General features: G+C 46.8%; 23 protein-coding genes and 1 riboswitch. Of the genes, 7 read left to right on the forward strand and 16 right to left on the reverse strand.

Annotation, left to right across the window (positions count from 1 at the left end; genetic code table 11):
• Window positions 1-5: 5 nt before the first annotated feature.
• The 7 genes from MKZ04_RS13035 to sspJ all read right to left on the reverse strand — a co-directional run bounded on the left by MKZ04_RS13035 (window position 6) and on the right by sspJ (window position 7719).
• Complete coding sequence (locus MKZ04_RS13035; RefSeq protein ID WP_026580100.1) at window positions 6-1763, reverse strand: sensor histidine kinase; 1758 nt, start codon at window positions 1761-1763, stop codon at window positions 6-8.
• Entirely contained in the window at window positions 1760-2488 is a 729-nt protein-coding gene (locus tag MKZ04_RS13040; RefSeq protein ID WP_020452923.1) for a response regulator transcription factor, read from the reverse strand. Before MKZ04_RS13040 ends, MKZ04_RS13035 begins: the two co-directional genes overlap by 4 nt.
• 171 nt (window positions 2489-2659) lie before the next feature.
• Window positions 2660-3427, reverse strand: a complete 768-nt coding sequence (locus MKZ04_RS13045) for an ABC transporter ATP-binding protein (RefSeq protein ID WP_043054605.1) — start codon at window positions 3425-3427, stop codon at window positions 2660-2662.
• A gap of 63 nt (window positions 3428-3490) precedes the next feature.
• A complete protein-coding gene (locus tag MKZ04_RS13050) occupies window positions 3491-4504 on the reverse strand; it encodes a FecCD family ABC transporter permease (RefSeq protein ID WP_026580101.1) in 1014 nt (337 codons plus the stop codon).
• Entirely contained in the window at window positions 4504-5568 is a 1065-nt protein-coding gene (locus tag MKZ04_RS13055; RefSeq protein ID WP_023856260.1) for a FecCD family ABC transporter permease, read from the reverse strand. Before MKZ04_RS13055 ends, MKZ04_RS13050 begins: the two co-directional genes overlap by 1 nt.
• 156 nt (window positions 5569-5724) lie before the next feature.
• On the reverse strand, window positions 5725-7128 hold the full coding sequence (locus MKZ04_RS13060) for an amino acid permease (RefSeq protein ID WP_020452927.1): 1404 nt from the start codon (window positions 7126-7128) through the stop codon (window positions 5725-5727).
• Between the two features lie 114 nt (window positions 7129-7242).
• Window positions 7243-7419: riboswitch (Lysine riboswitch) on the reverse strand.
• A gap of 159 nt (window positions 7420-7578) precedes the next feature.
• A complete protein-coding gene (sspJ, locus tag MKZ04_RS13065) occupies window positions 7579-7719 on the reverse strand; it encodes a small acid-soluble spore protein SspJ (protein WP_003185183.1) in 141 nt (46 codons plus the stop codon).
• 239 nt (window positions 7720-7958) lie between these two features.
• On the opposite strand from sspJ, the gene MKZ04_RS13070 reads away from it, so the two are divergent.
• From MKZ04_RS13070 to MKZ04_RS13080, 3 genes are all read left to right on the forward strand, one after another.
• On the forward strand, window positions 7959-8429 hold the full coding sequence (locus MKZ04_RS13070; RefSeq protein ID WP_023856262.1) for a metal-dependent hydrolase: 471 nt from the start codon (window positions 7959-7961) through the stop codon (window positions 8427-8429).
• Window positions 8430-8528: 99 nt separating this feature from the next.
• Window positions 8529-10388, forward strand: a complete 1860-nt coding sequence (locus MKZ04_RS13075) for an LTA synthase family protein (protein WP_341046091.1) — start codon at window positions 8529-8531, stop codon at window positions 10386-10388.
• 199 nt (window positions 10389-10587) lie between these two features.
• Entirely contained in the window at window positions 10588-12039 is a 1452-nt protein-coding gene (locus MKZ04_RS13080) for an MDR family MFS transporter (protein ID WP_023856264.1), read from the forward strand.
• Between the two features lie 39 nt (window positions 12040-12078).
• On the opposite strand, the gene MKZ04_RS13085 is transcribed toward MKZ04_RS13080, so the two are convergent.
• On the reverse strand, window positions 12079-12918 hold the full coding sequence (locus MKZ04_RS13085; protein WP_020452931.1) for an aldo/keto reductase: 840 nt from the start codon (window positions 12916-12918) through the stop codon (window positions 12079-12081).
• Window positions 12919-13005: 87 nt separating this feature from the next.
• Entirely contained in the window at window positions 13006-13866 is an 861-nt protein-coding gene (locus tag MKZ04_RS13090; RefSeq protein WP_341046093.1) for an ROK family protein, read from the reverse strand.
• 264 nt (window positions 13867-14130) lie between these two features.
• On the opposite strand from MKZ04_RS13090, the gene MKZ04_RS13095 reads away from it, so the two are divergent.
• Window positions 14131-15255 (forward strand): aminotransferase class V-fold PLP-dependent enzyme, encoded by a 1125-nt coding sequence (locus MKZ04_RS13095; protein WP_020452933.1) that lies wholly within the window; start codon window positions 14131-14133, stop codon window positions 15253-15255.
• A gap of 76 nt (window positions 15256-15331) precedes the next feature.
• Window positions 15332-15742, forward strand: a complete 411-nt coding sequence (locus MKZ04_RS13100; RefSeq protein WP_341046095.1) for a DUF5412 domain-containing protein — start codon at window positions 15332-15334, stop codon at window positions 15740-15742.
• Between the two features lie 88 nt (window positions 15743-15830).
• Here the strand turns inward: MKZ04_RS13100 and MKZ04_RS13105 are convergent, their stop codons facing one another.
• The 3 genes from MKZ04_RS13105 to MKZ04_RS13115 form a co-directional block, all read right to left on the reverse strand.
• On the reverse strand, window positions 15831-16715 hold the full coding sequence (locus MKZ04_RS13105) for an alpha/beta fold hydrolase (protein WP_020452935.1): 885 nt from the start codon (window positions 16713-16715) through the stop codon (window positions 15831-15833).
• Between the two features lie 474 nt (window positions 16716-17189).
• Window positions 17190-19526, reverse strand: a complete 2337-nt coding sequence (helD, locus tag MKZ04_RS13110; protein ID WP_341046098.1) for an RNA polymerase recycling motor HelD — start codon at window positions 19524-19526, stop codon at window positions 17190-17192.
• 178 nt (window positions 19527-19704) lie between these two features.
• Window positions 19705-20313: a trimeric intracellular cation channel family protein gene (locus MKZ04_RS13115; protein ID WP_003185205.1), complete on the reverse strand. Its 609-nt coding sequence runs from the start codon at window positions 20311-20313 to the stop codon at window positions 19705-19707.
• A 124-nt stretch (window positions 20314-20437) separates the two neighbouring features.
• Here MKZ04_RS13115 and MKZ04_RS13120 point away from each other — a divergent pair, with 124 nt between their 5' ends.
• On the forward strand, window positions 20438-20968 hold the full coding sequence (locus MKZ04_RS13120; RefSeq protein WP_341046100.1) for a GrpB family protein: 531 nt from the start codon (window positions 20438-20440) through the stop codon (window positions 20966-20968).
• A gap of 95 nt (window positions 20969-21063) precedes the next feature.
• On the opposite strand, the gene MKZ04_RS13125 is transcribed toward MKZ04_RS13120, so the two are convergent.
• The 4 genes from MKZ04_RS13125 to MKZ04_RS13140 form a co-directional block, all read right to left on the reverse strand.
• Entirely contained in the window at window positions 21064-21549 is a 486-nt protein-coding gene (locus tag MKZ04_RS13125) for a GNAT family N-acetyltransferase (protein ID WP_020452938.1), read from the reverse strand.
• A gap of 95 nt (window positions 21550-21644) precedes the next feature.
• Window positions 21645-22058 carry a disulfide oxidoreductase gene (locus MKZ04_RS13130; protein ID WP_341046102.1) on the reverse strand — a complete coding sequence of 138 codons (414 nt, stop codon included), beginning with the start codon at window positions 22056-22058 and terminating at the stop codon, window positions 21645-21647.
• The gene (locus tag MKZ04_RS13135; RefSeq protein WP_328066860.1) at window positions 22048-22743 is read right to left on the reverse strand and encodes a DsbA family protein; all 696 of its coding nucleotides are present in this window, start codon (window positions 22741-22743) and stop codon (window positions 22048-22050) included. Before MKZ04_RS13135 ends, MKZ04_RS13130 begins: the two co-directional genes overlap by 11 nt.
• A gap of 125 nt (window positions 22744-22868) precedes the next feature.
• Complete coding sequence (locus tag MKZ04_RS13140) at window positions 22869-24980, reverse strand: heavy metal translocating P-type ATPase (RefSeq protein WP_096748317.1); 2112 nt, start codon at window positions 24978-24980, stop codon at window positions 22869-22871.
• A 254-nt stretch (window positions 24981-25234) separates the two neighbouring features.
• On the opposite strand from MKZ04_RS13140, the gene MKZ04_RS13145 reads away from it, so the two are divergent.
• Window positions 25235-26455: an ABC transporter substrate-binding protein gene (locus MKZ04_RS13145; protein ID WP_341046106.1), complete on the forward strand. Its 1221-nt coding sequence runs from the start codon at window positions 25235-25237 to the stop codon at window positions 26453-26455.
• Window positions 26456-26480 lie beyond the last annotated feature (25 nt).

The raw sequence follows: 26480 nt of genomic DNA on the forward strand, positions 1-26480 counted from the left end.
ACCGCTTATTTGGCGGCTTTAGGGTTTTTCTTAAATTCCATCGTAATTTCCGTCCCGCGGCCTGTCCGGCTGTCAACGGCGATGCAGCCGTCGTGAAGGTGGACAAGTTCCAAAGAAATCGCAAGGCCGAGACCGCTTCCTTCTGTCGCATCTTTTGTATGCGTTCCTCTATAGTAGCGGTTAAATAAATTTGAGACGGTTTCCGAGTCCATGCCTCTTCCGTTGTCTTGAATTTTAAGAATAATATATTGCTTGGTTTCTTCAAGGGTCACCTTGATGTCAGTGCCTTTTTTGTTATGCTTGACGGCGTTGGCAAGGAGGTTTTCCAGGACTCTTCTGAACCAGCCTCTGTCTATCGCAAACTCGGTATCTTCTTGCGTATATTCAAAAGAAACGTTGTACCCTTCCGAAAACGAATGGCGCTTAAACTCTTCAACGAAGCTTTTTAAAAACGGCACAAGCCTCACTGTCTGGCGTTTAATCGGCAAGGCGTCGTTTTTCAGCCTGTACGTCAAGTTCAGGTCTTCGATGAGCTGTGACATGTAGTCCGATTTTTCTTTCATTGCCTGGCCGATTTCACGGATTTCTTCTTTTGACCACTCATAGTTTGGAGACTCCAGCATCATGCTGTAGCCGTAAATCGTGCTGAGCGGCGTTTTTAAATCATGGGAGAGCCCCGCGATCCATTCCTCCCGAGTCGTTTGGATTTTCTTGCGGCTTTGTTCGTCTTTTTTCAGCGTTTCCGTCAGCTGCTCCATCGATTCAAACACTTCTGTGAACAACCGGTACGGCTGTTTTCGCTTCCCTTTTTTGTTCCGGCTTTGCGGGCGGCCTTTCCGATTTCTCGGCTCTTCAAATCGCCCTTTTGAAAGGTTGACGATCCATTTAATCGTATGGATGATCGGCATGCCGAATCTGAAAGAATACCAAATCGTCATGGAAGACATCAATACGATCAGAACGCCGATCACGAGCAGAACGATTTTTAAAGCGAGCCCGATCATCGTCCTGTTGAACTCATGATCCGGATTATAAATCGGGTTCGGGGTAGCGGCGATCAGCCATTCTGTCGCGCTTAAACGCCTGTATGAAAACTCGTGCTCGTAGTTCCATGGCTTTGATCCGTATTTTAAAAGTTCCAGCTCAGTGATGCCCTGGCTGTAATCTATGTCCTGATAGAGCGAGTTCAACATTTTCCCTTTTTCGCTGAACAGATAAACCGATCCTTTGTTTTTCTTAATGAAATCAAGCGTGCTTTTTTTATAGGAAGAAAGGTCCGCCATATCCTTCTCTTCCTTTTCCAAATAGGACAGGATCGTATCGCTTTTCGACTCCCATCCGAATAGAATCACGTAGTCTTCACCATTGAAATTGGCAGACCAGAAGTTGACTTGATATTTTTTGATTCTTTTTTTGTCAAAGACTGATACGAGGTCTTCCCTGTGGTACTCCCTCTGAATTTCCGAAGGAAGGCGGTAGGAATAAACGGTTTTCTCCTTACCGTCTAATATTTGAAGCCAGCCTCCCTGTTTGTCGATAGCCGATTTCAAGATATCTTCAATCTGCCAATTATTATTGTCATCCACACTGACCCAGCTTTCAAACGTGTCTGATGTGGCTTTTGCCAAGCCTGTATCCGCTTCGCTCTCGCTTAACCGGAGAGCGAAAAAGATGAAGGATAACAGCAGAGTGGCGAGGACAAGACCGAGAATCAGGAAAATCTGGCTGACAAAATGGAGAACGAGCTTTCCTCTCAGCTTCATCCTTCGCTCTCTTTTCTTGCAGGATTGGGAACGAACTTATAGCCAAGACCGCGAATCGTGACGATATATTCGGGGCTGCTCGGGTCTTTTTCGATTTTCTCCCTCAGTTTTCTGATATGTACCATAACGGTGTTGCTGTCTCCGTAAGATGGAACGCCCCACACTTTTTCATAAATTTGGTCCTTGGAAAGCACTCTGTTCGGATGATCGCAAAAATATTGCAGAAGCTGGAGAAGCTGTGCGGAGCAGCTGACCGTTTCTCCGTCCACGATCAGCTCCGCAAAATCGGGATGAAATGTAAACCGTTCATATTCGTAGGCTGAAGATACCGAAGCAGCTGCGACTTCTTTATGTATATACGTTCTTTTTAAATGCGCTTTAATCCTGGCAATTAACTCCAGAGGATTAAAAGGTTTTGTAATATAATCATCGGCTCCGTAGGCAAAACCTGACAGTTTATCGAGGTCCGATGTCTTCGCCGTTAAAAAGAAGATCGGGGCGTTGGTGTGCCGCCTGATTTCAGGGGATACATCAAATCCTGTCTGTCCCGGCATCATGACATCGAGAAGTATTAAGTGCACGGTATCCTTTTTCACGATGTCGAGCGCTTCTTCTGCGCTGCTCGCGGTCAGCACTTCTGAAAATCCTTCCTTCGTGAGGACGCGCTTGACCATTTGAACAATGGCGTCTTCGTCATCCACAATCAAAATTGTCGCATTTTCCAAAATCCTTCTTTCCTTTCTGTCTATATCATGTTTTGATATCCTCATCTTACCATCTATTATATCTTTATCGGCACCCGTTTTCTGATTTTAAAGTAAAAATAAACTTTTTTAGAAATGATTTTTTACTTTACGAAATCATGGAATAAAAAAACAGACATCGTCTGATGTCTGTCAGCCGGTTGCCAGCCTCTGATCCTCTTCTTTTTTCAATAGATCATAAGTCAGGCACACCGGTTTTCCTGTGCGCGGGTCTAAAATAATTTCCGCATCAATCTGAAACACTTTTTTCAATACCTCTGATGTCATGACTTCATGTGGAGCGCCCTCTTTGACAATTGCACCGGAGTTCAGCGCCACCATGTGATGGGCAAAGCGGGCGGCATGGTTGAGGTCGTGAATGACCATCAAAATCGTTCGGCCTTCTTCTTTGTTGAGCTTTTCCAGCAGTTGCAGAATTTCAAGCTGGTGCGCCAAGTCCAAATAGGTTGTCGGTTCGTCGAGCAGCAAGAGCTCCGTTTCCTGGGCAAGAGCCATCGCAATCCAGACGCGCTGGCGCTGTCCCCCGGAAAGGGCTTCGATCGGCCGGTCATAAAAAGGCAGCATTCCTGTCACTTCGAGAGACCATTCAACCATGCGGCGGTCATCGGCCGAGAGCCTGCCCATTCCCTTTTGATGAGGAAAACGGCCGTAAGAAACGAGCTCATATACGGTCAGACCGCCTGGCGCCTCAGGGGTCTGCGGAAGAATCGCCATCTGTTTGGCTATATCTTTCGTCGACATTTGGTGGATCGCTTTGCCGTTTAAATAAACGGCGCCCGTTCTAGAACGCTGTATGCGTGCCATCGTTTTTAATATGGTTGACTTGCCGCACCCGTTCGGACCGATCATGGTCGTTACTTTTCCTTTTGGTATGTGGAGGTTTAAGCTTTCGACTATCATCTGTTCTCCGTAGCCGATCCCCAGGTTGTTTGTTGAAAGAGACACCTTGCACCCTTCCCTTCTTTAATTTGTTTTCATGAGCAAATAGATAAAGTACGGCGCGCCTAAAGCGGCAATGACTAACCCTACGGGAATTTCCGAAGGCGCCAGTATCATCCTTCCGATTAAATCCGCCAGCAAAAAGAGCAATGCTCCGGTCAACGCGGAAGCCGGGATTAAAAGCTGATGCTTCGGCCCGACAAGCCTTCTGGCAATATGCGGAGCCACAAGACCGAGAAACGTAATATTCCCTCCAGCCGCTACACACGCGCCGCTCAGCGCGGCTGCCGACAGAAGCAGTATGCGCCGCTCCTTTTCAACTGCCGTACCAAGCCCTGTTGCGAGCTGATCACCGAGATTCAGCACGTTTAAATAGCGCGCTTTGTAGAGAATAAAAGGAAGCAGCACGACAATCCAGGGCAGCACGGCCGAGACAAAGCTCCAGTTTGAACTCCATATATTTCCTGACAGCCAAACAGCCGCCTGCATAAAGTCATTCGGGTCCATTTTCAGCTGCAGCATTAAGATGGCCGCCGAAAACGCCGCATTCACTCCGATGCCGACCAGAACGAGGCGAATGGGATTCAAGCCTTTTTTCCACGCCAGCAAATAGATGGAAACGACTGCAAAGCAGGCTCCCAAAAATGCAAAAATCGGCAGGGAAAAAACGAATCCTTTTTGCAGATTTCCAACATCCCCCTGAAAATAAAAGATGAACAGCACAACGGCAAAACCTGCTCCCGTATTGATGCCCAATATCCCCGGATCGGCCAGGTCATTCCGCGATATCCCCTGCCAGACGGCTCCGGAGACAGCAACTCCCGCACCGATCAGCATGGCGAGGACCATGCGCGGCAAACGGAATTCAAATAATACAAGTTCATCCTGCGGCGTTCCGAAACCGAACAGTGTTTTCAATGTATCAAGCGGGGCGATGCGGATTTCTCCCATGTTCATGCTTAGTAAAAACACGGCGACCGTCAGCACGGCCATGACGAGCATCACCGCAGCCGCCCGTCTGCTGTTTTTCTTGAGCATTACAGTCCACTCCTTTCCCTGCGGGCCAGATAGAGAAAGAATGGTACGCCGACAAGCGCCGTGACTGCTCCGACAGGTGTTTCGAACGGCGGATTGACCAGCCTTGCCGCAATATCCGCATAGATCAGCAGGACGGCGCCAAGCACCGCTGAGCATGGAATGATCCAGCGGTAATCAACCCCGACCAGAAAGCGGGTAATATGCGGAATGATCAATCCGATAAAACCGATTGCCCCGGCAACGGACACAGCGGCACCCGTCAGCAGAACAACCGACACGATTCCGATCGCTTTCACCGTCTTCGTATATTGCCCGAGCCCTTTCGCCAGCTCCTCTCCCAAGCTTAGAACCGTAATGGAACGGGCGATGACAAAAACGACGGCCAAACCGAGCGCTGCCGCCGGAACCAACAACTGAATGCTGAGCCATTTCGTGCCAGCGACACCTCCGGCATACCAAAAACTGACGTCGCGCGCCACATCAAAATGGATCGCAATGCTCGTAGAAAGAGCGCTCAGAAATGTGCCGACAGCCGTACCGGCCAAAGCCAGCTTTACAGGCGTAAGACCGCCTTTTGAAAACATTCCGATCGCAAAAACGAGTCCCGCTCCAAGACCCGCGCCGGCAAACGACCAGATCATCAGCCCGACCGATGAGGTTCCCGGAAAAAAAGCAAACGCGACAGCAATTGCGAAAGCTGACCCGTGCGTGACGCTCATAATTTCCGGCGATGCGAGAGGGTTTCTCGTCATCCCCTGCATCACGGCTCCGGAAACCGCCAAGCAGGCGCCCACAAGAGCCGCACTTACCGTCCTTGGCAGTCTGAGTTCCTGAATAATTTGATGGGCCGTATTTTTCGCATCAAAATGAAAAATGGCGTCCCAAACCGTTCCAAGCTTTATATCAGCCGCACCGAGCGCAATCGATAATGCGGCGCCAAACAGCAGCAGCATGATTCCGCCGGCCAGGACAAAAACAGCTCCGAGCGGACGGCTGATCGGTTTCTGTTCTTCATCAGGGCCATCCGCGCTGTTGATACGATGTATGTTTTTGCAAGAGCTCACTCGATGCCATTCCTTTCGATCTTTTTAACCGATAACGATTATCATTTTCATTTTATAGTATAACAGGCCTAAGCGGAAATTTTAATCAAAAATTTCGGCGGGAATCAAAAAGCCAGCCGATCTTCTGCTAAAAGACCCGGCTGGCAAAGAACTTTATCACACTTGATTATTTTTGAACTTTTTGTAGACGAACGGGTAGATCGCAAGACCGACGAAAAACAGCCCGATTCCCAAGATAAAGGTGGTTAAGTCAGACGTACCTGAAACGATGACCCATAAAGAATACACCAGAGCAGCCAAAGCGATGATGCCGTCCCCTGTTCTTGAACCTTTCAGTTCACCGTATGTCTCCCCTTTGAGGATGAGCTTCAAGCTGAAAACAGCCGCTACAAGATAAGGCACAAGGTAAGCGAGCGTCGCCGACGTTGTTAAAAACGTAAAGGCCTCGCTGATCGTTCCCGAAACCGTTGAGAAAATAAAGATCTGCGACATCACGTTTGTGACGATCAATGAATTAACCGGGCTTCCCTTTTTGTTCGTTTTCGCAAAGAAAGCAGGAAAATCACCGGCCTTTGCCGCCTGATACGGAACCTCTGCGCCGATTAAAATCCAGCCGAGCATCGATCCAAACAAAGAAACGATTGCCAAGACCGCCATAATTACGCTGCCAAAGCTGCCGATGATCACGTGCAGCACATCAACGAACGGTTTATCCGAGGCCTGGAGCTGATCGTGCGGGATGACGCCCATCGTTATTAAAGTGATGACCATATAAATGCCGAGCGCAATTAACAATCCGGTAATCGTCGCGCGTTTGACATCGCGCTGGGATGATGCGCGCCCTGATAAGATTACCGCAGACTCGATGCCGACAAACGCCCACAGCGTTGAAATCGCCGCATTGTGAACCTGTCCGCCCAGCCCAATACTTTTGCCTTCTGATTCGATTGGAAAATAAAATGATTCGAATAAAGCCGTCTGAAAAACGAACAAACCTGCAACAATAAACAGGACAAACCCAAGCACTTTTGAAAAAGTTGCTAAAAAGTTCAGTTTGCCCGCTCCATTTATGCTGGAGACTAAGATGAAATGCGTCCCCCATAACAAGATTGTACATACGATAAATGTCAAGAGCTGGCCGAGTGTAACGGGGTGGCCGCCGAGTTCAATCAGCTCGCGTCCGTCAGTTAAGATCGGCAGGAAAGTCGTCAAATAGCCTGCAAGGCTTGTAATGATGGCCACGTTGCTGATCCAGCTTGCCACCCAATACCCCCATACCATTGTAAAACCTGCCGCATTCCCTTTTTTAGGGTCTGAGAATAAAGCTCTTGCATAGCTTTGCGGACCTGCTTTAAGATCCGGGCGGCGAATGGATAAATGACCGAATACAAGGGCGATCATCAGCACCCCCGCACCCGTCACCAGCCATGCCGCCGTTACGCCGAACGGGCTTGCCGTCTGGGCGAGTGTGCTGGGGAGCATAAAAATCCCTGAGCCGACCATATTGCCGACAACAAAAGCGGTAAGAAGCCAGAAGCCCCATTTTTTTGTCTGTTCCATAAGATATAACCTCCGAGCATTTTATAAAAAATATGCCGGACCAGACCGTGAGATCATTCAAAATAAAAAAAGCATGAACAAAAGTCCATGCTTTGGTTAAACATACACTCTTGATCTCCGGATAGCCCTCCGCGGGAAAACCCGCGGCAGTCCTGCACTTATTCAATGCAGACCCAGCATAAAGAATGAATGGCTTCCTTATGCTTCGGCGCTGATGCCTTTTGCATATGATCATCGGCCCCATCAGCCTCACACATGCGACTCATCATCCGCGCAACCTCTACCTCACTAAGAGTTAAGAGTGAGGATTTATCACATATTCTGAAAAGAGGTTACCAGAGAAATTTTAATCTGTCAAAGGGAAGTGATGGAAAAACGGACAGCCGCGCCAAAAGGCCGCCTGTTTCGGCAGCCTTCTGCAGAATGGAAGACGGCGCTTCCATCTGTCATTTATCGGTTGTTTTTCTTTTTGTTGACCGCCTCTTGCAAAGGGTCTCCTTTCAGCGCTTGTCCTGCATCTTCAAGCGCCCCCCGAACGGCGTTTTGGTCCTTTTCCTTATTTCCTCTATCTTTATTGAAGAAAATACCCAAATGAATCACCTCTTTAAAAATGTGGTACAATTTTAATTTGGCTTATCACTTTAAAATTATGCAGAACCTTGAATGTGTTTTTTAACTGAAAACACCATATTCTAGATGTAAACATGCTGATTGCCTCAGGAAAATGCGTTTTTTGCCTGACAAGTTGCCACCATCTGTCTTGAAGGCCGCCAGAACTCTTGATATAGTTTTCATTAGGAAATTGTTATAGGTCTTAAAGGAGAAGCGATATGACAGGAAAAACACACATCATGGGAGGGGTCGCTTCTTGCACGGCTGCTGCTTATTTTTACGGATATGATCCAGTGTTCATGACAGCTTCGGGCGTTATCGGAGCATTGATTCCGGATATTTGCCATACAAAGAGCAAGATCGGCAGAAGGCTACCGATTTTATCAGCAGTGGTCAGTTCTGTCTTCGGGCACAGGACGTTTACACACAGCCTGCTCTTTTTGCTCATCACGGCATTTGCGGCACATTTATATTTTACAGATCAGAGCATATTTGTCGGATTAATGGCCGGAATGGCGAGCCATCTGCTCCTTGATGCCGGGACTGTAAACGGCATCAAACTTTTCTTTCCGTCCGCCATTAAGGTTCGGCTGCCCCTTTATATTAAAACCGGCGGGAAGGCGGAACAAGGCGTTCTGACTGTGCTCACCGTTGTTTCGTGCTATTTTATTGCGAACTTGATCGCCTGACGAAAGGGACGGTTTGACCGATTGCTGTATTATGCTTTGTTCAGTCGTTTTATCTTGGTGTTGTTTACCTGCGGGGATTATATGTGAGGAGCTATTTATATGAAAGAACAATTTTTTAAAAAGCAGTGGTTTTTATGCCTATCCATATTTTTTATGTGGATGAAAACGTACTTCATCTACAAGCTGGGCTTTAATTTACAAATCGACAACGCACTTCAGGAATTGATCCTGTTTATCAACCCGCTTAGCTTTCTCATCCCTGTACTCGGCATCAGCCTCTTTTTTCGCGAAAAAACGCAGCGCCTCTATTTAATCGGGGCTAATGTCGTCCTGACGGGCATCTTGATTGCAAACAGTATTTTCTATGGTTTCTACATCGATTTCATCACTGTTCCCGTCCTGTTCCAGGCAAAAAACCTCGGGGGGCTTGGGAGCAGTTTTCAGGAGCTGTTCAATCCGGTTTTCATCGCGCTTTTTCTGGATTTGGCTCTTTTAGTCTGGCTGGCAAAAACGCGCACAAGAACCGGCAAAAAGCTTTCCGCTAAAGCCGTTAAGATCTACTACGCGGCAGCCGCCGGCACGGTACTGTTTAATCTCGCCCTGTCGGAGCTGGATCAGCCGAAGTTTTTAAGCTACTCCTACGACAGGGAAGTGCTTGTAAAAAACATCGGCTTATATCAGTTTCATCTGTTGGACGGCATTTCACAGACTTTTAATTTGACACAAAAAGCGGTCGCTGATGAAAACAGCCTGGCAACGATCGAGAACTACACAAACGCTGACTACAGCAAACCGAACCAAGATATGTTCGGGATTGCCGAAGGACGAAACGTCATCTTTGTAACGCTTGAATCCACTCAGACATTTGTCATTAATGAAAAGGTGAACGGCCAGGAAATCACACCGTTCTTAAACAAATTCATTCAAAAAAGCTATTATTTCGACCATTTTTATCAGCAGACCGAACAGGGAAAAACGTCCGATTCGGAATTCATTGTCGCCAATTCGCTCTATCCGTCTCTGAGCGGTTCGGTGTTTTTTACGAAGAGCGAAAATGCGTACAATTCGATGTATAAAACACTGGCAAACCACGATTACAGAACATCGGTTTTCCACGCCAACCATAAAAAATTCTGGAACAGGGACGTCATGTACAAAGCCCTTGGCATCGACAGCTTTTATGACGTCTCCCATTTTCATGTGACACCTGAAAATTCAATGGGCTGGGGGCTGAAGGATAAGGAGTTTTTAACGCAATCGGCCGACTTGATGAAAGACTTGCCGCAGCCCTTTTACAGCAACCTGATCACATTGACGAACCACTTTCCGTTTCAAATTGATGATAAGGATAAGCTGATCGATGAATACGACTCGGACAGTGAGATTTTAAACCGGTATGTCACGACGGTACGCTATGAAGACGAATCATTGAAGCATTTCATTGCAAAATTGAAGAAAAACGGCCTTTACGACAATTCCGTGATCGTCTTCATGGGAGATCACTACGGCATATCAGAAGCGCACAACGATGCGCTGGCTCAATTTTTGGGCAAAGACGAAATCACCCCTTACGATACCGTTCAGCTGCAGCGTGTGCCGCTGATTATCCACATTCCGGGGGTAACGGATCAAGACCCGAAAACGATATCTGAAACAGGCGGCCAAATTGATGTCAAACCGACATTGCTCCATTTGCTCGGAATTGATACAAAAGGCATGATTCAATTCGGTAATGACCTGTTTTCGAAAGAAAGAATGCCTTTCGCTGTGTTAAGAAACGGCAGCTTTATAACAGATGATTATATCTACACGAAAAATACGTGCTACAGCAAAAAAACCGGGGACATGATCAACGACAGTGAGGACAAATGCGGTCCGCTCATAGAGAAGGCGAATCAAGAGCTTTCCCTTTCCGATAAGATTATTAACGGTGATTTGCTGAGATTTTATAAAAAATAATCCGTCCCCTTTAAGCCGGATTCCCCCGGCTTAAAGGGGCTGTTTAAATTGAGGGACAGCTGGGTATTATATACCGAATGTTAAAAATGAACTTGCGGTTTTGCAGTTCCTTCGTTACCCTAAATAAAAAGAGAAGTTATTTCGAGTACCGATTATTTCATAAAGTGTTATAAAAAATGATAAATAAGAAGGTTTTAATATGAGTGAAACACAGCATAAGACAAATCAATTGCCGATTGTTGCCGTCTTGATTATGGGGACTTTTATCGCCATTTTGAATCAGACGCTATTGACGACGGCTTTGCCTCCGATCATGAGGGACTTAAACATTACGCCGGGGCTTGCCCAATGGCTGACGACCGTTTTTATGCTCGTGAATGGGATCATGATTCCAGTTACGGCTTTTTTAATTGAAAAATTCACGACGAGAAAGCTGTTCATGGCGGCAATGTCTTTATTTACGGCTGGGACTCTGATCTGCGCCTTGTCATTCAGCTTTCCGGCGCTGATTGCAGGACGCGTCGTCCAGGCGGCCGGCGCGGGCATTATGATGCCATTGATGCAGACGGTGCTTTTATTGATTTTTCCAAAAGAAAAGCGTGGATCAGCGATGGGAATGGTCGGGCTTGTGATTGCCTTCGCTCCCGCTGTCGGACCGACCCTGTCAGGCTGGATCGTCGACCGCTACCCTTGGGAAGTATTGTTTTATCTGTTGCTTCCGTTTGCCGTTATCGACATGATTGCCGCACACTTTATTTTAAAAAATGTCACCGAACAGACGTCACCTAAGATGGATGTTACTTCCATCATCTTGTCTTCACTTGGCTTCGGCGGCATTTTGTACGCCTTCAGCAGCGCCGGTGTTGCGGGCTGGACGGGTGCGGACGTGCTGGCTGGCTTCGCGGTCGGCAGCGTTACGCTGTTTTGGTTCATTTGGAGGCAGCTCCATTTGGAAGAACCGATTTTGGAATTCAGGGTATTTAAATATCCGATGTTTACACTTGCGACGATTATCGGGATGGTAGTCTTTATGTCGATGATCGGAGCGGCGACGATCGTGCCGATGTATATGCAGGATATGCGCCATTTCACGGCGATGGAATCGGGAATGATGCTGTTTCCGGGAGCTGTCGTGATGGGGCTGATGTCTCCGATTACCGGAAGAATTTTTGACAAAATCGGCGCGCGGATCTTGAGCATCACCGGTTTGACGGCGATCTTCGTGACCACATTGCTCTTGACCCATCTGACAAAGACGACGCCTTTTGCGTATTTGTCTGTCGTCTATGCGATTCGGATGGTCGGCATGGGGATGGTGCTCATGCCTGTTACAACAGCCGGCTTGAACCAGCTCCCGCGCCATTTGATTCCTCACGGAACGGCCATGAACAATACGATGAGACAGATGTCCGGATCGATCGGGACGGCTGTTCTCATCACCATCATGACACAGCGTGCGCTGGCCGATCCTGCCGGTCCGTCTTCGGATACAGCGATGATTCACGGCGTCAATCTGGCGTTTATGACCGCGGCCGCATTGTCGGGAATCGGATTGGTTCTCTCATTCTTTATTAAGCAGCACCGCCGCGGACGGCTCGACGGCAGCAGAAGGAAACAAGCGAAAGGCCGCTTGGCCATTCATGAAAAATAATAAATCCCGGGTTTTTATGAACCCGGGATTTTCTTATGCTTATTCGAATCCGTGAACCATTGTGTCAGGATCGGGACCGACGCGCTCATCTTTGTTAAGAGCGTTGATTTTTTCGATATCTTCCGCTGTTAATTCAAAGTCAAATATGTCGGCATTTTCAATAATGCGGTGTTCTTTGATTGACTTCGGAATGGTAATGACTTCATTTTGCAAATCCCAGCGCAGGATGACTTGAGCGACGGATTTGTTGTATTTTTTAGCGATGTCAGTCAGCACTTGATCATCGAGGAGTTTTCCCTGCATGAGCGGGGACCATGCTTCCACCTGAATGCCCTGCTTTTTGCAGTAGTCCCTGAGCTCAGCCTGAGTCAGCCGCGGATGGAACTCAACCTGATTGACCATAGGTTTAATTTCCGCATCTTCCAATAAGCTTTCCAAATGGTGCACATTGAAGTTGCTGACGCCGATCGCTTTTACTCTACCGTCTTTGTACAGCTTTTCAAGCGCGCGCCACGTATCTTTATATTTGTCTTTTCCAGGCCAATGAATCAAATATAAATCAAGGTAGTCAAGGCCGAGTTTTCGAAGGGTTTCATCAAAAGCCGCCAATGTTTTTTCATATCCCTGATCGCTGTTCCAAACCTTTGACGTGATGAAAAGCTCTTCGCGGGGAACGCCTGCTTCTTTAATCCCTTTGCCGACGCCTTCTTCGTTTTGATAGATAGCGGCTGTGTCAATGCTCCGGTATCCGTTTTTAATGGCTGCTTTCACAGATTCTACAACTTGGCTGCCTTCTTCCACTTTGAAAACTCCAAGTCCGAACCATGGCATTTTCACACCGTTATGTAATGTCACAGTATCCTTTAAACTGCTTACCATTTTGAACGACCACCTTTCTTTTTTTCATGCTTTTAAACGCACCGCTGTTATTATCTCACACTGGGTGGATTTTACAAAACAACTTGCTCAACCGGCTTCATAAGCCAAAGCGAGCGCACCGGTGATTCCCTGATCGTCGCCGAGACCCGGCGGCACGATGTATCCTTCAAGATCAGGCAGGTCAACATATCCGTTCATATATTCGGCAAGCTTTTTGCGAATCAGCGGGAACAGCTGCTGCTGCTTCATGACACCGCCGCCCATGATGATTTTTTCAGGGCACAGGATCAAGATATATTGCATGAGAGCCTGCGCTAAGTAGTCGGCTTCAATCTCCCAAACTTCCTCGTTTTCAGCCAAATCATTGCCCTTTTTCCCCCAGCGCTTTTCAAGCGCCGGACCCGATGCCATTCCTTCAAGGCAGTCCTTGTGATACGGACAGATTCCTTCAAACGTATCGTGCGGATGCCGTCTAATGAGAAGGTGACCCATTTCAGGATGGAGCGTGCTCTGCACGAGCCGGCCGCCGACAATCGCTCCTGCTCCGATTCCTGTACCGACTGTAATATACAAGCAGCTTTCCAAGCCTTGCGCCGCTCCTTTTGTCAGTTCGCCAAGCGCGGCAGCGTTTACATCAGTCGTAAACGAAACCGGTATGCCGAGCCTTTTTTTCAACTCGGGAATAAACGGGTACCCCTTCCAGGCTAATTTCGGCGTATTGGTTATGTATCCGTAATCCTCTTTATCTTTTGCAACGGATATAGGTCCAAAAGAGCCCACTCCCATTGATGTGAGCTGATACTTGCTGAAGAAATCAGTCAGTTTTCCAATAGTCTCTTCAGGAGTCTCCGTCGGGAGCGTCAGCCTGTCAATGATTTCTCCCTTTTCTGTTCCAACTGCACAAACAAACTTTGTGCCTCCTGCTTCTATTGCACCGTAATGTTTCATCCTCTCGGCTCCTTTTCATCTGTTTGAATTGCTTTAATTGAATCATAAATCAGACGATGAAAGAAAGCAATCGCACTGAACAATGATTCACCAGAGCATGGGAGCTTTTGATGCTGACGGAAGAAAGCTTCCCGAAAATGTGACAGTTTTCAAACAGCTGCAGCAGTTGTTCTTTCGCTTAAAGAGGCTTCTGCCCGCTTAATTTCAACTGTGAAAAAGAGGATTTTTTCAGGCCCGCTCGAAGCTTTAATGAGGAGGGATATCATGAAGCATCCATTCCACACTTACCGTTCTTTATTTCCGATATTGTCTGGTCATGTTCACCTTGCCGCATGCTCCGGCAGCGCGTTGGCTCTGCCTGTTGCCAAAGCGGTTGATGAGTATCAGAACGGCCTTTTAACAGCCGGTGCAGACTGGAAAGCGCATCTCGACAAGATGGATGAAGCCAAGGAAAAATTTGCCCGGCTGATCGGTGCCGAAAAAGAAGAGATAGCCGTTTTGCCGTCAGTATCTGACGCAGTGGCGGCTGTCGCTGCTTCATTGCCGCAGCCACCACACCGAAGGCAGATCGCCTTCACGGATATCGATTTTCCTGCCGTCGGCCAAATTTGGCTTGCGCAAGACCGCTTCAAAGATCACCTCATCATCATTCAGAGCGAAGACGGGATGATTGACTTGGAACAATACGAAAAAGACGTTACCGATCAGACGCTCTTGACTTGTGTACCCCATGCCGGCTATCGGAACGGGTTTAAACAAGATGTAAAACAGATTGCCGAGATTGTTCATCAAAAAGGTTCGCTTTTATTTGTCGACGCCTATCAAACCGCCGGACACATTCCGATTCATGTCAAAGACATGGATATCGACATCCTTGCGGCGGGGACGCGCAAGTACATGCTCGGCATTCCCGGAACGGCTTTTTTGTATATGAAACGCGAACTTTGCGGACAATTTGAGCCGAAGACGGCCGGCTGGTTCGGCAGGAACAAACCATTTGCCTTAGATTCATGCTTTGCGGAAGGTGCGAAACGCTTCGAGTCGGGGACACCGTCATTTATCAGCATTTACGCGGCAGACGCGGCACTGAGGCTGCTGCTTGAAGCAGAGCCCGACAGGATCGAGCCCTACCTGCGGGAGCTCGCGGCATTCTCTTTGCAATACGGGGCGGAAAAAGGCCTGAAGATCATAGGCCCCGAGACCGTACATAACAGAACAAGCCTGATCTCGGTGTATGCCGAAGAGGCTGGCCGTATGGAAGCTCTCTTGCGTGAAAAGCATATCATCGTCTCAGCGCGAAACAACGTCATCAGAATAGCCCCGCATTTTTACAATACAAAGGAGGAAATCGGGTTTGTGATGGATGAGATGGCGGCGCTCTTTGGTTAACCCTGCTTCAAAATAGACAGAATACGATTTTTTCCTTAAACTATAAAAAACAATTTTCACCAAGGAATGAGACAAATTGGAGCTTTATATTGACGGAGAAATAGAAAAGCAGAGGAAGCCACCGTGCCGAAGCGTCTTGTTTGCTATTTTGGCTGTTTTGCTTGCGTCAGGCATTCCCATCGGATATATCGTGTATACGCATTTTTACTCGATGAATCATCTGCCGAAAGGAAATTGGATTCAGTCTTCCGCTTCGCCGAATCAAGCATACAACCTGAATTTGTATAGCGTGAATAAAGGCGGGGGAACGAACTCCCCTTCCGTCAGAGGGGAATTGACAACGGTTGCCACCGGTGAACGAAAAAACATCTATTGGGGATACGAAGAAGAACATGTCAAAATCGAATGGCAGGACAAATACCATGTGTCCATCAACAGCAACGTGCTGGATGTCAGAACTGATATATATGATGGAAGAAGAGAGTGACAGCGTCACTCTCAGCCTTTGGAAAAAATTTGTATGACCGCTCGTATAAGCCGCTGCATCTCCATGAAATGGACAACAAAACTGTGGTTTATTTACTGAAAAAACGTAATATACGTTCATTTACGTATTGAGGCTTTTCCATTGATAAAACGTGACCTGCCTGTTTTATGATTTCCGCTTTAATACCTGGAACTAATGTTGAGGCGCGATGTAAGGCTGATTGCGGGTCATAGATGACTTCATGTTCACCCAGCAATAATAGAATAGGGACTTTTACTGATTTTAATTCGTCGTCAGTGAAAACATACGGAAATCCGTCAGCGTTAGGCCTTGGCTGTCTTAATCCATCCTGCCACATTACGCCTGCATGAAACTGCTCTGCAAAAACCGGGTGTAACACATTACGATCTGTCATCATCCAATTTAAGAAATTCTCTACTCCATCAGGCTCTGTGAGGCTAAGAGCGTATTGATAAAAATCGTGATGAAACGGCAAAAATGTTTCCGCGGGACTAAGGATCGCTGCGCTCTCTACTCTCTCTGGCGCACGTAAAGCGAAATTCATCGTATGAAGCCCGCCAAGCGAAAGACCAACCATGTGCGACTTCTCTATCCCCAAAGCGTCGAACACTTCGAGAAGCCAATCAGCGTAACCCGCCCTCGTACCGCATAAATCTGCAGGGATGCTTTTGTTCTTATCACCTATGATATCAATTGCGTATGTTCGGTATTTGCTGCTCCAATCCTCGATATTGGGGTACCACATAGTGGAACTGAATAATGCGCCGTGAAGCAATACAAGCGGCGGGGCATCTTCAGGTCCGCTTGCAATAATATGCGTTTGGCCGAAACGGGTAGATACGTAGAAAGTTTTGTAATGAACTGGCCAAAGACCAAGGCTTTCCTTATAAGCCCGAAAATAGCGAATGCCGCTGTCACTTAAATCAGGGGTAATCGGTGAATGGTTTGACATGAAATATTTCCCTCCCAATAAATCCTCTTCAAATGAATATGCCGTTTCGTGCAGGGGAGTTTGTCATTATATATAACAGACTCTATATATAATATATTACAGAATAAATTAATCATCAAATTCCAATTTTAAAAAGCTTTATATTATGATACAGAACTATAAAATTTAATATAACAGATTTTAATTAACGATTTCGATTTCGTAATCTCCTGCATGTAAAATGAAAATAGAAAATATGTTATATATCCTCAAGAAAAAGAGAAGCGATTTGATGAATAAAAGCTTTTATATTATTTAGCCAGACCACTTTCCTCTATATACGCTGGAAATCATTTCATTTTTGTTTAAGATGACAAACTCTTTAACCTGCCAGAATATGAAGAAGATTGCCACAGACTCAGCCTAGTGTAGAAAAGTTTGTAAATAAAAAAACTTATGGAAACAATGGTTTCTCCAAAAAAGAGAGTGACACCGTCACTCTCTTTTCGTATACATATCATTTGAAACACCGTTTAAAAAATGCGTTTCCTTTCCAAGGGAAAAGAGATGGAGCTCATGCATCGCCCTCGTGCACGCCGTATAAAACAGAGTCCGCTCTCTCTCTTTTTTGTATTGTTTTTCAGAAGCGTCATAAATGACGACGGCATCAAATTCGATCCCTTTCGCCAAATAGACGGGAATGACGATCACGCCTTTTTGAAACGTTCTCGTTTCTTTATCGATCAGTTTAAGCTCTGTATGCTGCTGAAGATGCCGGAACGCATCCCTGCATTCCCGGACTGTTTTACAGATGACTGCAATCGTCTCAAGTCCTTCTTTTTGAAGGGCGGTTATAAGGGAAGCCATCTGTTTATGGTGTGCATGAAGGTCGGCCAATATTGTCAAAGTCGGTTTTTTGCCGTTCCTGTTAAAGGCTTCGATCTCTTCGCCTCCCTCGATGATGCGCTTTGTCAATTCAACAATTTCTTTCGTCGACCTGTAGCTGCGCTTCAAGGTGATGATCTCCGTTTTTTCGCCTTCAAACACGCCTCCCGACAGGAGCGTCTTATCGTGATACGCATGGGCAAGAATCGCCTGGTTTAAGTCTCCCAGCATTGTGATGCTGCACGCGGGAAACAGGCTCTTCAAAAAAGCAAGCTGAAAAGGCGTGTAATCCTGGGCTTCATCAATGAATAAATGGCGGATTGCCCTGTTTTTTCTCCCGCCTGTCAGCTGGTTTTTCATATATAAAAAAGGGACGGCATCTTCATAAGGCAGCTTCTCAAAACGAAAGCTTTTCCGGGTGAATGTGCAAGTGCTTTGCCAGTCATCAGGACGGGTTTGCGGGGTATAGCGCCCGGAAAAAAGCTGAAGGTACGTTCCTTTAAAATCAATAAAGCCGAACGCTTTTACCGCTTGCTTGAGCGGTTTGAACTCCCTTTCGGCAATGATAGCGGCAAGGAGGTTTTGTTCCCTTTCATAATCGTCAAACGTATTCTCCGTAAATCGCTGTTCTTCCTGAAGACGTTTATAGGCCTTTAAATATTCCTCTTTATCCAGCAGCTCGCTTTCCTCGATGACCCAGTCTTTTTTTCTTTCTTGGCGTTCGTATTTGTTCAGCAGCTGTAACAGCCATTTCCCCGTTTTTTCAATCCGGTTGGACAGCGTATCTGCATGATCAAGGGCCGCGAAAAATTCCCGCACCTGATCGCTTGTAATGATCCTTTTTCCGCGAAAGGCGATATGTTTAAACACCAGATCCAGACGCCCTTTTGCCAAACATTTGACATAATCATCGATAATGCCTTTGAAGGCCAGACCTGATTTCAATTCGATTGATTTCATCCGGATGCGCTGCTCCTCATCGTCTGAAGCCGTTAAACAATATTCGAGCTGATCGAACGGAGTCTCGCACGAAACCTGCTTTCCAAGGCGGCGCGCCACAAATTCCTGGAATGTCTTCTGCTGGATGTTTTCCTCTCCGAGCTCAGGCAGAACATTGGCGACATAGCTGTTAAAAAGCAGGTTTGGAGAGAATAGCAGCATCTGGCTCGACTCGATCTGCCCGCGACCGCGGTACAGCAAATACGCAGCCCGCTGCAATGCCGCCGACGTTTTTCCGCTGCCAGCCGCTCCCCGAACAATTAAAAAGCGGCTTCTTTCGTTCCGAATAATCTGATTCTGCTCTTTTTGAATTGTGGCGACGATGCTTTTCATCTGAATATCTGCCTGCTGCCCCAGGACTTCCTGAAGAACTTCATCTCCAATCGCCATATCCGTATTAAACATCGCTTTCAGCCGGCCGTTTTTGAAGAGAAATTGCCTTTTCAGCTCAATCGTTCCCCTGGCCGTCTCGTCCGGAACTTCGTATTGAGCCGCACCGGGACCATAGTTGTAAAACAGACTGGAAATCGGTGCTCTCCAATCATAAATCAAGAACCGCTCTTCTTTTTCGTCCATTAAAGAGGCGAGTCCGATGTAGACGGATTCAGCGTTTTCTTCGCCGTCCTCCAAAAAATCTACACGGCCGAAATAAGGCGAGTCTTTCACTTTTAACAAGTTTTTCAACTCGTTGTAAAACTGCTTATGACTCCTTTCCCTTTCAGCCAAAAACTCAGCCTGCTGTTTAATGCTAAAAAATGTTTCAACCGCTTCGTTTTCATCGGCCAAGTTTACGGTGACATCGCTCCAGAAATGTTTCCGTAAATCGATGATATCCTCCTTCAATCCGCCGGTCTTTCCCTTTAGAGAATGAAGCTTCTGATCCAATTCCTTTAAAACAAGCCGGATTCGTTTTTCCTCTTCCAGCCATTCCTGACCGTTTTCCTGCACGCTGACCACTCCCTAAAAAGATTTGACATCAAAAAAGATTCATGATAAAATAAAAATGGATAATACTATAATATTTGAAATTTTATGTTAAAATACACTTCATCTTATCATATAACCTTTGGTCAAATCAATATAAAAAGCCGATTTTTCAATCAACGAAAAATCGGCTTTTTTCTATTCAGCTGTGGGACCGCAGCGAACGATTCGGCAGCTTCCAGTTAAACATGTACGAGCATACGCGGCATGCGACCAGCAAAGCAAACAGGATATACAGCGTGAGCGGCTTCTCCGCCCAGCCCATGCCGATAATGAATCCGCCCAAAGCGGCCCAAACGGCGTAGATCTCGGTTTTCAGCACGAGCGGCTTTCTTCCGGCCAAAAGATCCCGGATCATTCCGCCGCCGCTTCCTGTTAAGACCGCCGCAACGATCACCGCGCTGACCGGATGGTTCATGTGAACGGCATAAAGCGCTCCTTGTATCGCAAATGCGGCAAGACCGATCGCGTCTGAAAAGCTCCCCCAGATGCTCCAGTGCTTTAACAGGAGCTTCGGAAACAAAAAAACGATCGTGATCGAAACAAGAGCGATTAGAAACAGGCTCCCCTGCTCCCACAAGGCGGACACCGGAACTCCGATGAGCAGGTTTCTGATCGCCCCTCCGCCGAACGCCGTCACAATCCCCAATATATAAACTCCTAAAATATCATATTCTTCTTCCATTGCAACGATCGCTCCGCTGATCGCAAAAGCGACGGTGCCGATGATGCTCAACACTTCCCAAGCCATCTAAGGTGTCCTCCATACTAAACTTCAATCTTTTTGATTTTATAACTTCTCCAACCTTTAAATCAACCCTCTCTGAATCAAAATATCTTATAATATAAAAAGACGTTTTTAAAGGGGTGGAAACATGGAACAGGAGATCATCATCGAAAAAGCGAAAGCCGGGTGGGCTCAGGAATTTGCAGCTGAAAAACAGCGGCTCACGGATGTCCTCGGAAAAAAAGTTCTCGCTATCGAACATATCGGCAGCACCTCTGTTCCCGGTCTTGCGGCAAAACCGGTGCTCGATCTGATGGCCGGCGTCAACAGTCTCAGCGAAGCTTCAGCCTGGATCGAACCGCTTGAGCAGCTCGGTTATGAGCACGTATTTCACGAAGCCTTCCCTGCCAGGAGCTTTTTTCGAAAGGGAATGTGGAGGGCGGGCACACACCATCTGCACGTATATGTTTTTCAAAGCGAAGAATGGAAAAACCAACTGAGATTCCGAAATTATTTAAGAAAGCACTCCGCCGAGCGGCAAGAATATGAAACATTGAAAAAAACCTTGGCGCGGCGCTTTCCATATGACCGCACCTCGTACACAGAAGGAAAAGAATCATTCATTAAAGACGTGATTGAGAAAGCAAAACATTTGGAAAGGAGTGGCCCGGTATGCTGAAAAAGACAAAACATAAATTGCTTACAATAGCCATCGCCTTCATTATGGCGGTCTTGTTATACTACTATGTCCAAGTCACGAAGTGAAAGCGGGCATTATACGCGCAAGGCCATTCGGACCGTTTTGAGGATATGCCCTTCAAATTCTTCATCATATTCGGAGACATCCTCAAAACCCTTCGCCTTGTAAAAGTTTTTTCCGGTACGGTTTTCTGTTTCAACCTCTACAAAGATCTTTTTTACTCCCTCCAAATGTTTTAGCCCCTCTTCCAATAATGCGGTTCCGATGCCTTTTCCTTGGTATTCCGGGGCTAAATAAATGGCAGCGAGATAGGCCTCCCCTCCTTCTCTTACAAATGAGTAGTTAACAAAGCCGACGATTTTTCCGTCCGCTTCTGAAACGAGCATTAACGAGTGTTCCAAACGCTGCTGCATTATCTCATCATTGTACGCTTTCTCTAAGAATTTCTCTTGAATATCGAAAGGGATTATCCCTTCATAAGTGTGATTCCAGCTTGTTTTGGCAATCTGCTGCACTTGTCGGATGTCTTTCTTTTTCATTTTACGAATCTTAAATTCCATCCTCATCATCCTTATTCATTTAATAATTTCCAAATATTATAACATTCATTTTGTTGAACATGTAAAAAAAAGAGCATTGTCAGACAATGCTCTTTTTACTCGTCTTTCCCCTTGAGAAAGCACATAAAAATGATAATCAAAATAAATGCGATAAGGGCGAGAAACGGAATCGTGATGAAACCGAACCAATTGATATACTGCCCTGAGCAAGGCACTCCTGTGACACACGGTTTAATACCGTTGAATCCGGGAATTTTTTGTTCCATGTAATGCATCAGGGAAATGCCTGCGCCGATCACCGCCATCGGCAGCACATATTTTTTCACGCGGGCATCGCCCTGAAATGTCGCAATTCCAAGGATCAGCACGAGCGGATACATCATAATCCGCTGATACCAGCACAGTTCGCAAGGAACGAATTTACGGATTTCGCTGAAGTACAGGCTGCCTAGTGTCGCCGTTAATGAGACGATCCAGGCGCCGTACAGAAAAAGCAGTTTATTTTTCATCAGACTGGCCTTTCAGCTCTTTGTCGATCGTTTCTTTGATTTTGTCATAATCAAACGGTTTGTCGATTTTTACGCCGTTGACAAAGATCGTCGGCGTCGAGTCTACACTGTATTTGCTGATGAGCGAATTGTCCGTTTTTAATTGCTCAGAGAACGTTTTGTCATTTAAGCTGCTGATGAGCTTATCGCGTTTGATTTTCGTATTCGCTTCCGTGATGTCCGCCAATTTTGCCGGCGTCGCCCACTCGTTTTCCATCGTGTCATTGTCAGGCTGCGCTTTGTACAGTGCTTCATGGAATTTCCAGAATGAAGCCGGATCTTCCTTCCATACTTGCTCGGAAGCGAGGGCGCTTAATTCAGAGCCTCTGCCGTGCTGTTCATTGACGAAGTTAATATATGAAAAATTAACTTGATCTTTATCGATGTAATCCTTTTTCAAATCCGGATAGACGGTCTCAGTCCACTGTTTGCAGCTTGGACATTTGTAATCTCCGAATTCTGTGATCGTTACAGTCGCATCTTTGTTGCCAAGAAGCGGCTGCCCTTCAGTTGAAGGCTTGTCATCAAAGGTTTGCGAAGCATTTTGGGTTTGATTGTTGAGTACGACAAGTGCGCCGATCAGAAAAACGACCACGACTGTCATAATCACTGCAAATTTCATCGGTGACTGCTGTTTCTTCTTCACTTAGACACCTCATTATTCTTATTTTTTAGTATGCCAGTTTGATAACCTCTTTCATTTTAACAAGACAAGCCGCATTCGTGAAGATGCTAAAAAAGGAATTTCCAGTTCATTAGGTGGTAAAAAAGTTACATTTCTTTTACTTTTAAAACCCTCATCGCATTTAAAACGGCTAAAAGGGTAACACCGACGTCTGAAAAGACGGCTTCCCACATCGTTGCGATGCCGAAAGCACCCAAGATGAGAAAAACACTTTTAACGCCGAGCGCAAAGATAATATTCTGCCAGACAATCGCCCTCGTCCGCTTAGCAATGCTGATGGCTTCTGCAATTTTTGAAGGCTGGTCCGTCATGATCACAATATCAGCCGCTTCGACTGCCGCATCAGAGCCAAGGCCTCCCATGGCAACCCCGATATCCGCTCTCGCCAAGACCGGCGTATCGTTGATGCCGTCTCCTGCGAAAAGCAGCTTTTCTTTTGGAAGCTTTTGCTTGTCAAATGCTTCAATGCGGTCCACCTTGTGCTGTGGAAGAAGCTCCGCATGCACTTCATCAATGGACAGTTCCGCGCCGACCGCCTCACCGGTTTCTTTCGCGTCACCCGTCAGCATCACCGTTTTTTTAATCCCCGCTTTTTTCAAAGCAGAGATCGCACGCTTGGCATCCTCTTTGATTTTGTCTGCGATGACAATCGAGCCGATAAACGTATCGCCGGCGGCTACATAAACAACGGTACCGATTTCGCTTTCCTCTTGATACTGTATGCCGAATTTCTTCATGAGCTTGGCATTGCCGGCCAAAATGACGGCTCCGTCTACAACCGCTCTGACGCCGAAGCCGGCCGTCTCGCTGTAATCTTTGATGCGATCCGCTTGGCCTACCTTCCCGTATGCTTCACGGATCGACTCGGCGATCGGGTGGCCTGAGAAATGTTCGGCAAGCGCCGCATATTCAAGCAGTTCCTCTTCTTTGACACGGCCTGCCGGCGACAGCTTAACAACGGCAAATTCGCCTTTTGTTAATGTGCCTGTTTTGTCAAAAACGGCATATTTGACATCATTGAGCGCTTCTAAATAATTGCCGCCTTTTACGAGTATACCTGCTTTTGACGCCGCTCCGATGCCGCCGAAAAAGCCGAGCGGAATGGAAACGACAAGTGCGCACGGACAAGAAATGACCAAAAAGACGAGGGCCCGGTACACCCAATCCGACAGCGCGGCTCCGGAAATGATCAGCGGCGGGACAAAAGCGAGAAGAAGCGCGACTATGACAACAAAAGGCGTGTAGTACTTGGCGAATTTGGTGATAAAGTTCTCTGTTTTCGCTTTTCTGCTGCTGGCATTCTGGACGAGGTCAAGAATCTTTGAAACGGTTGATTCACTGTATTCTTTGTCCACTTTCACTTCAAGCACGCCGTTTTTGTTGACAAATCCGCTCAGCACCTCTTCGCCGGGTGCGGCTTCTCGTGGAACGGATTCCCCGGTTAATGCGGACGTATCGACAAGCGATTTGCCCGCTCGCACTTTGCCGTCAAGCGGGACTTTCTCTCCTGGCTTGACGATGATGATATCGCCCGCTTTAACCTCATCGGGAGATACTTTGACCGTACCGCCTTCCGTTTGAAGATTGGCATAATCGGGACGGATGTCCATCAAATCGCTGATCGATTTCCTGGAGCGGCTGACCGCGGCTCCCTGGAACAGCTCGCCTACTTGATAGAACAGCATTACCGCCACGCCCTCGGGATACTGCTGAATGATAAATGCACCCAGAGTGGCGATCGTCATTAAAAAGTGCTCATCAAAAACCCGGCCGCGAAAGATGTTTTTGACGGCTCTTAATACGACATCACCGCCGATGATGAGGTAAGCAAGGAAAAAGAGAATCCACTCAGCTGCGGTACCGCCGGGAAGCAGAAAGCCTGCCGCGCCGAGAACGGTGCCTGCAGCCAGTCTTGCGATCGTTTTTTTAAACCGGCCATCACCTTCGGATGGAGCCTGTTTTGTCCCTTCCTTCAACTTCACGTTGACGTGCGGTTCGATCTCGGTTACTTTTTTCTTTATTTTTGAAGAAATGTCTTCGCCGCTGTTTTGGTCGACTTTGACAGTCAGCGTGCTTGTTGCAAAATTGACTGAACACGCTTCAATCCCTTTCATACCGGCTATCTCATGCTCAATTTTTTGTGCGCAATTGCCGCAGTCGAGACCGTTTAACATGTATTCCTGCTTCACCTTTTCCATCTCTCTCACCTTTCTTTTTCAGCGCCGGGCTTTATTTTATATATGAGCATATACGCATATATTATTTATCCTTATTATATGCTTCATTCGAAAAATGTGTCAATCGATCTTTGTTATCATACGCACCGGACTGTTTCCGCGTTTTACCCTGCTTTCGCGCCTGCGAAACTCTGCTGGCATATTAGAAGCGATGCCCAAATATACTTAGTTTAGCTATTAAACTAACAAGCTTTTTTCATAAGGAGTGAGCGTTTTTGAAAAAATCGTGTCTGATGATCATCTGCCTCGCCCTTCTTCTCGTTTTTTCCGCAGGCTGCAAAAGTGGCACCAACGCCGGCGCAAAGCATGCGGAAGAAATCAAAGTCTGGGATTATTTCACCGGCAGACAGCAGGAACTTTATCATGAACTTGTCGACCAGTACAATCGGTCTCAGGATCGGTACAAAGTCGTAACAGAGTACATTCCTTTTAATGAAGTGAAAAAGCAGCTGTCTGTCGGAGCAGCCGGCAATGCCATGCCTGACGCCGTTTTCCTTGACAATGTCGACAATGCCTCATTCGCCGCCATGGGCGTGCTCGAAGATTTAACAGAGAAAGTCGAGCAATGGGGGCAGGCTGACCGGTATTATGAGGGGCCGCTCTCATCAGCCGTATATGAAGAGAAGTACTACGGCATCCCTTTCGCAAGCAATGCGCTTGCTTTGTTTTACAACAAAGACCTCTTGAAGGATGCAGGGATTTCCAAGCCGCCTGAAACGTGGAGCGAGCTGAAAAAAGCAGCAAAAAAAACGAGCAAAGGCCAAACGAAAGGATTTGCCCTGTCAGCCGTCAAATCAGAGGAAAGCGCTTTTCAATTTTATCCGTTCCTTTTGTCTTCCGGAGCAGATTTAAAACAGATGCATTCAAAAGAAGCAGCCTCTTCCCTGCAGTTTTTAACGGATCTGGTCAAAGAAGGCGCAATGAGCAAGGAAGTGTTAAACGCCACCCAGGATGATCTGGCCAGACAGTTTGCAGCAGGTCAGCTCGCTATGATGATCAACGGCTCCTGGAATATTGAACGGCTGAAAGAAGCCGGTCACTTACATTACGGGATTACCTTCATCCCGAAGGATCAAACATTCGCTTCCGCCCTTGGCGGGGAAAATATGGCAGTCGTTAAAGGAAAAAACACCGACGGCGCCTGGGATTTCATCACTTGGCTGATCGATCCGGAGCGGCTCGAAACGCTGACAGCGGAAACAGGTGTATTCCCGCCGCGTAAGGATTTGCTCGAATCATCAAGTCATTGGAAAACAGATGACAATTTAAAAGCCTTTATTCCAATCATGGAGATTGCATCAGCCCGCGGCCCTTCGAAAAACTGGCCGAAAATTTCGGAAGCTTTACAGACGGCCCTGCAGGAAGCATTGAGCGAAAGCAAAACGCCGAAAGAAGCGCTGGATGAGGCCGCACAAAAAATCAACGTCTTAAACTAACTTTAAGCGCACGAAGGAGTTTTGA

The organism is Bacillus sp. FSL W7-1354 (assembly GCF_038002405.1).
Classification (GTDB): Bacteria; Bacillota; Bacilli; order Bacillales; family Bacillaceae; genus Bacillus; species Bacillus paralicheniformis.

Coding starts and splice junctions, on each gene's coding strand:
- MKZ04_RS13035 (WP_026580100.1), bottom strand. CDS start 1,763: ATGAAGCTGAGAGGAAAGCTCGTTCTCCATTTTGTCAGCCAGATTTTC.
- MKZ04_RS13045 (WP_043054605.1), bottom strand. CDS start 3,427: ATGATAGTCGAAAGCTTAAACCTCCACATACCAAAAGGAAAAGTAACG.
- MKZ04_RS13050 (WP_026580101.1), bottom strand. CDS start 4,504: ATGCTCAAGAAAAACAGCAGACGGGCGGCTGCGGTGATGCTCGTCATG.
- MKZ04_RS13060 (WP_020452927.1), bottom strand. CDS start 7,128: ATGGAACAGACAAAAAAATGGGGCTTCTGGCTTCTTACCGCTTTTGTT.
- MKZ04_RS13070 (WP_023856262.1), top strand. CDS start 7,959: ATGACAGGAAAAACACACATCATGGGAGGGGTCGCTTCTTGCACGGCT.
- MKZ04_RS13075 (WP_341046091.1), top strand. CDS start 8,529: ATGAAAGAACAATTTTTTAAAAAGCAGTGGTTTTTATGCCTATCCATA.
- MKZ04_RS13080 (WP_023856264.1), top strand. CDS start 10,588: ATGAGTGAAACACAGCATAAGACAAATCAATTGCCGATTGTTGCCGTC.
- MKZ04_RS13085 (WP_020452931.1), bottom strand. CDS start 12,918: ATGGTAAGCAGTTTAAAGGATACTGTGACATTACATAACGGTGTGAAA.
- MKZ04_RS13090 (WP_341046093.1), bottom strand. CDS start 13,866: ATGAAACATTACGGTGCAATAGAAGCAGGAGGCACAAAGTTTGTTTGT.
- MKZ04_RS13095 (WP_020452933.1), top strand. CDS start 14,131: ATGAAGCATCCATTCCACACTTACCGTTCTTTATTTCCGATATTGTCT.
- MKZ04_RS13105 (WP_020452935.1), bottom strand. CDS start 16,715: ATGTCAAACCATTCACCGATTACCCCTGATTTAAGTGACAGCGGCATT.
- MKZ04_RS13115 (WP_003185205.1), bottom strand. CDS start 20,313: ATGGCTTGGGAAGTGTTGAGCATCATCGGCACCGTCGCTTTTGCGATC.
- MKZ04_RS13120 (WP_341046100.1), top strand. CDS start 20,438: ATGGAACAGGAGATCATCATCGAAAAAGCGAAAGCCGGGTGGGCTCAG.
- MKZ04_RS13125 (WP_020452938.1), bottom strand. CDS start 21,549: ATGGAATTTAAGATTCGTAAAATGAAAAAGAAAGACATCCGACAAGTG.
- MKZ04_RS13130 (WP_341046102.1), bottom strand. CDS start 22,058: ATGAAAAATAAACTGCTTTTTCTGTACGGCGCCTGGATCGTCTCATTA.
- MKZ04_RS13140 (WP_096748317.1), bottom strand. CDS start 24,980: ATGGAAAAGGTGAAGCAGGAATACATGTTAAACGGTCTCGACTGCGGC.